Annotated in this window: 5 protein-coding genes; all 5 read left to right on the forward strand. The window is 70.9% G+C overall.

Going from position 1 to position 4,808, the window contains the following annotated elements; translation table 11 throughout:
• The coding region (locus ACFU99_RS33355; RefSeq protein ID WP_384399178.1) for an ATP/GTP-binding protein at positions 1-375 on the forward strand (375 nt) is incomplete at its 5' end.
• A 351-nt stretch (positions 376-726) separates the two neighbouring features.
• On the forward strand, positions 727-3,549 hold the full coding sequence (locus ACFU99_RS33360) for a nitrate- and nitrite sensing domain-containing protein (RefSeq protein WP_384399180.1): 2,823 nt from the start codon (positions 727-729) through the stop codon (positions 3,547-3,549).
• 10 nt (positions 3,550-3,559) lie between these two features.
• A complete protein-coding gene (locus tag ACFU99_RS33365) occupies positions 3,560-3,973 on the forward strand; it encodes a roadblock/LC7 domain-containing protein (RefSeq protein ID WP_384399185.1) in 414 nt (137 codons plus the stop codon).
• A 103-nt stretch (positions 3,974-4,076) separates the two neighbouring features.
• Positions 4,077-4,484: a DUF742 domain-containing protein gene (locus ACFU99_RS33370; protein ID WP_363230003.1), complete on the forward strand. Its 408-nt coding sequence runs from the start codon at positions 4,077-4,079 to the stop codon at positions 4,482-4,484.
• A partial coding sequence (locus tag ACFU99_RS33375) for an ATP/GTP-binding protein (protein ID WP_384399183.1) occupies positions 4,465-4,808 on the forward strand: 344 nt, incomplete at its 3' end. The genes ACFU99_RS33370 and ACFU99_RS33375, both read left to right, overlap by 20 nt.

The following is a 4,808-nucleotide window of genomic DNA, read 5'->3' on the forward strand; positions in this document are numbered from 1 at the left end:
GCCATGGACTTCGGCCGCATCACCTTGGACCAGGACCTGATCCTGTACCTGTTCGGGACGCCCGGCCAGGACCGCTTCTGGTTCATGTGGGACGACCTGGTCCGCGGCGCCATCGGCGCCGTCGTCCTCGTCGACACCCGCCGCCTCGCCGACTGCTTCCCCGCCGTCGACTACTTCGAGAACAGCGGCCTCCCCTTCGTCATCGCCCTCAACGGCTTCGACGGACACCAGCCCTACACCCCCGAAGAAGTCCGCGAAGCACTCCAGATCGGCCCCGACGCGCCCATCATCACCACGGACGCCCGGCAGCGCGGGGAGACGAAGAGCGCGCTCATCACGCTCGTCGAGCACGCGCTGATGGCGCGGCTCAAATAGCGGCGCGCGAACGGCAGTTGCACGGGCCGTCACGGAGCCGGTCAGAACGGTTCCGGGCGGGCCGTTCGGCGCGTTACAGCACGTTGCCGTATTCATAACGTTTCGACAGAGAATTGGCCGGGCGCGACTACAGTTCGCGTCCGGCCGATTGCGCTCCGCTTACGTTTTCCCCGTCATTTGGCGTCGCTCGCTCTTAATGCCCGTTTTATGTTGGACATTTCCAGCCCCCGCACCGTCGCCCCCGGTGTTTGGAATGCACCCGCCTGACGTGCTGGAATTCCCGGACCTGAGCGGTAATGGCTCAGGTAAAGACCGGCACCGAGCGGGTGCCGACGCCGAGGGGTTGTCGAGTTGACGCGCAGCAGAACGAGCGCCGCGGAGCAGGCGCGGGGGAACTTCACCCCGCCGTCGCGCGCGGCCGCATCGTCCGCCGACGCGCCCGAGCCCCCCGTGTCCGGCAGCCGCCGCTCGCCCCGCAACTGGCGCGTCGCCACCCGGCTGAACGCGATCCTGCTCATACCGGTGCTCGTCGCCCTCGGCTTCGGCGGTCTGGACGTCAAGTCGTCGCTGGACGACTGGCGCTCGGCGCGGGACGGGGAGCGCACCGCCCGGCTCGTACAGGCGGCGGCCGCGTACGGGCAGGCGCTGCTCGACGAGCGGGACCGCACCGCGGAGCCGCTGCTGACCGGCGAGAGCGACCACCCGGCGGTCAAGGAGGCACGGAGGGCGACGGACGCGGCGAAGAAGGTCTTCGACGACCGCGCCGCGGACCTGCCGGACACCCCCGGACTCAAGCGCCGCCTCAAGGCGCTCGCCGAGGCCGAGAAGGCGCTGCCGAAGGTGCGCGAGTCCGCGTACCGCGGGGCCGCCGCGGGCGGGGTGCGCACCGAGGAGGGCTATACGGCCGTCCAGCACCCGCTCATGGAGTTCGCGAACGAACTGGGCTCGCCCACCGGCGATCTCTCCTCCTACGGCCACAGCATCCACTCGATCTCGCTGGCCAAGGCCGCCGCGTCCCTCCAGCGCTCCATCGGCGTCCACCTGCTGGTGAAGCCCGGCCCGGCCGCCAAGGACCGTACGTCGCAGCTGACGGCCTTCGGCTCGTACGCGCACCTGGAGCGGATCGCGCTCGGCGATTACACCTCCGGCGCCACCGAGGACGACGCGGAGCGGCTGCGGAGCACGCTCGCCCAAAAGGCCAGGACCGACGCGCAGGACAAGATGGCCGACGCCATCGCGGCGGGGCGGACGGCGGACGCGGGCATCACGCCCACCGCGTGGTTCGACACGTCGACGCGGACGTTCGACGCCTACCGGTCGATCGAGCAGGGCCTGGTCGACACGGCACTGTCCGAGTCACGGCAGGCCTCCTCCGACGCCCAGCGCGACGCGATCGTCAGCGCCGCCATCGTCGTGCTCGCCCTCCTTCTCGCCCTCGTGATCGCCGGTCTGACGGCCCGTTCGATGAGCCGCTCGTTGCGGCGGCTGCGGAGCGCCGCCTTCGAGGTCGCCGAGCAGCGGCTGCCGGCCGTCGTCGACCAGCTCTCGCGTACGGGCCCGGAACGGGTGGACACCCGGGCGCTGCCGATCCCGATCACCACGCGCGACGAGATCGGCGAGGTGGCCCGCGCCTTCGACCAGGTGCACCGCGAGGCTGTGCGACTCGCCGCCGAGCAGGCGCTGCTGCGGTCCGACGTCGACACCATCTTCACCAACCTCTCGCGCCGCAACCATGGCCTGATCGAGGGTCAGCTCGCGCTGATCTCCGGCCTGGAGAGCGGCGAGGCCGATCCGGCGCGGCTGGAGAGCCTCTTCCGGCTGGACCACCTGGCCACCCGGCTGCGCCGCAACGGCGAGAACCTGCTCGTCCTCTCCGGCGAGGAGCCCGGCCGCCGTTGGGGCCGTCCGGTGCCGCTCGTGGACGTGCTGCGCGCCGCCTCCTCCGAGGTGGAGTCGTACGCGCGGATCGAGCTGTCCGGGGTGGCGGAGTGCGAGATCCACGGCACGGCCGTGGCCGACCTCGTACATCTGCTCGCGGAGCTGCTGGAGAACGCCACCGCGTTCTCCTCGCCGCAGACGAAGGTCGCGGTGACGGCGACGCGGCTGCCGGACGGCCGGGTCATGGTCGAACTCCACGACCAGGGCATCGGCCTGACCGCCGAGGACTTCGCGGACATCAACCACCGGCTGGCCAACCCGCCGCGCGTCGACGTCGCGGTCTCCCAGCGGATGGGGCTGTTCGTGGTCGGCCGGCTCTCGGAGCGGCACGGTGTCCGCGTCCAGCTGCGCCCCTCGGGCGAACAGGGCGGCACCACCTCGCTGGTGATGCTGCCGGAGGCGATCACGCGCGGTGGTGGCTACGACGACGAGGCGGCGCGCCCGCCGCACGACGCCCCCACCGCGCCCGCGGACGACGGCTCGCAGGCGCAGGAGCAGTCGTACGAGCGTCCCGAGCAGCCGTACGAGCCTTCGCACGACCCGTCGCACACGCAGTCGTACAGCCCCTCCCCCGAGCAGCCCCCGGCGTATCCGGAATCCCCTTTCGAGGGATCGGCGCACCCCGCGGGACCTGCCGTCGAGGAGGCTCAGCACCCCGCTCACCAGGGCGAGTGGAGCGAGTCGGGGTCCTATGGGGCGGCATATGACGAGGGTTACGGAAGGGAATCGGAGCCCTCGTCCGACGCTGACGCGACAGCGCGGGAGCGCGTAGAGTTTGACCATCCGGGCGTTTCCCCGAGCGGCTCCCACCCGATGACCGGCGCCGGCTTTCCGCGCGGCGGCACGCAGTGGCAGCAGCCCGAGGAAACGGCAGGGGAGCCGGAGCAGCCTCCGCAGGGAGAGGCCACCGACTGGCAATCGGCGAACGACGAGCGCTGGCAGAAGGCCGAGCGGCTCCGGGAGCCGAAGGCCGGCGGAGTCACCCCCTCCGGTCTGCCCCGGCGGGTGCCCAAGGCGAACCTCGTCGAGGGCACCGCGGAGCAGACACCGCAGGGCGGCCCCCAGCTGTCCCGCGCCCCCGAGGACATCCGCGGCAGGCTGAGCAATCTGCGCCGCGGCGTCCAGCAGGGCCGCGGTGTCCAGCAAGGGCGCGAAGCGGGGACCGACAACGGCTCCCCCGAGCACAATGACCGACAGGGCTTCGGCCCCGGCAGCACCTACGATCAGGAGCGTTAGTGTGAGCCCGATGAGCCAGGCGGCGCAGAACCTGAACTGGTTGATCACCGGTTTCGTGGACAACACCCCAGGGGTCTCCCACACGGTCGTGGTCTCCGCCGACGGACTGCTATTGGCGATGTCCGAAGGTTTTCCGCGCGACCGCGCCGACCAGTTGGCGGCAGTCGCCTCCGGCCTGACCTCCCTCACCGCCGGGGCCTCCCGGATCTTCGAGGGCGGCAGCGTCAACCAGACCGTGGTGGAGATGGAGCGCGGCTTCCTCTTCATCATGTCCGTGTCCGACGGATCCTCCCTGGCCGTACTGGCGCACCCCGAGTGCGACATCGGCCTCGTCGGCTACGAAATGGCCCTGCTCGTCGACCGGGCGGGCACTGTCCTGACGCCCGATCTCCGTGCCGAATTGCAGGGCAGCCTGCTCAATTGACCGTCCGCCCACCGTCCGTCCGTCCGACCGTACGGCCGAAAAGCCCCCACCGGCCCCCGCTCGACGGCATTATTGCCATCCTGCTGTCCCGCCCGGAGGATCAATGACCCCGCCCGTCTCGCCCGGCCCGTACGGCGCCTCTCACCACGCGCCGTACGGGAACGAAGGCGACCAGCCGCTGGTCCGCCCCTACGCCATGACGGGAGGCCGGACCCGGCCGCGTTACCAGCTCGCCATCGAGGCGCTGGTCAGCTCCACGGCCGACCCCGCCCACCTACAGGGTCTGCTCCCCGAGCACCAGCGGATCTGCCACCTGTGCCGCGAGGTCAAGTCGGTGGCGGAGATCTCCGCGCTGCTGAGCATGCCGCTCGGCGTGGCCCGGATCCTGGTCGCGGACCTGGCGGAGGCCGGCATGGTGGCGATCCACCAGCCGGGCGGCAGCGGCGAGTCCGGCGGGACGCCGGATGTGACACTGCTCGAAAGGGTGCTCAGTGGACTTCGGAAGCTCTAGCGGCGGGTCGCCCGCACCCGCCCGCTCCACCACCTCCGCGAAGATCGTGGTGGCGGGAGGCTTCGGCGTGGGCAAGACGACCTTCGTGGGCGCGGTCTCGGAGATCAACCCGCTGCGTACCGAGGCCGTGATGACCTCCGCCTCGGCCGGCATCGACGATCTCAGTCATGTGCAGGACAAGACGACCACCACGGTCGCGATGGATTTCGGCCGCATCACGCTCGATGACGATCTGATCCTGTACCTGTTCGGGACGCCCGGCCAGGACCGCTTCTGGTTCATGTGGGACGACCTGGTCCGCGGCGCCATCGGCGCCGTCGTCCT

The sequence above is a fragment of the Streptomyces sp. NPDC057654 genome, from assembly GCF_042800135.1.
Taxonomy (GTDB): domain Bacteria; phylum Actinomycetota; class Actinomycetes; order Streptomycetales; family Streptomycetaceae; genus Streptomyces.

Excerpts from the sequence above, each read along its gene's own strand:
- ACFU99_RS33370 (WP_363230003.1), top strand. The coding sequence starts at position 4,077 with ATGACCCCGCCCGTCTCGCCCGGCCCGTACGGCGCCTCTCACCACGCG.
- ACFU99_RS33365 (WP_384399185.1), top strand. The coding sequence starts at position 3,560 with ATGAGCCAGGCGGCGCAGAACCTGAACTGGTTGATCACCGGTTTCGTG.